This window comes from Syntrophomonas sp. UBA5494, assembly GCF_002426325.1.
In genome coordinates this window covers 9,565-10,147 of the sequence record NZ_DIPG01000102.1, presented here as the reverse complement: position 1 = coordinate 10,147, position 583 = coordinate 9,565, and the positions used below count along the sequence as shown (strand labels likewise).

Genomic DNA, 583 nt, shown 5'->3' with positions numbered 1-583 from the left:
CCGGATCGAGGTTGGGGCAAAATGAGCGCCGTTATCTGACATCAGAAGCTGCAATGGATCAAATAGGAGGTATTAATATGGATTCTGGCGATCCCACCGAGCGCAACTGGGCTATGGCATGTCACTTGAGCGCTTTTCTTGCCTTTACCGGGCTTCCTCTGGGAAACGTATTGGGACCGTTGATTGTATGGCTGTTGAGAAGGGATCAATACCCGCTGGTGGACGAACAGGGCAAGGAATCCCTGAATTTCCAGATATCCATGAGCATTTATGCGGTGGTCGGGCTGATGGTGGCAGGTATACTATTGGTGACCCTAGTGTTTATTCCTTTGAGCCTTTTGACACTTCTTCTGCTTGGCGCACTGGGTGTGGTCGATATGATCCTGGTTGTAATCGCGTCACTTAATGTCAGTAACGGGCAGCCCTTTCAATATCCCTTCACCATTAAATTTTTAAAATAGACGGTACTTGACTGAAAGACAAACTGACGGCAGGTCATCCTGCTGTCAGACCGTCGACAAAAGCGAATAACTGCGTTGCTCAATAGGCCCGCTCAATCAACGTACTATTTGTACGCCTCAAT

The 583-nt window shown here is 48.2% G+C and carries 1 protein-coding gene; it reads left to right on the top strand.

Annotated features, from left to right (window positions below):
- Nucleotides 1-77 precede the first annotated feature (77 nt).
- On the top strand, nucleotides 78-461 hold the full coding sequence (locus tag B3W37_RS11580; RefSeq protein ID WP_483170170.1) for a DUF4870 domain-containing protein: 384 nt from the start codon (nucleotides 78-80) through the stop codon (nucleotides 459-461).
- Nucleotides 462-583: the final 122 nt, after the last annotated feature.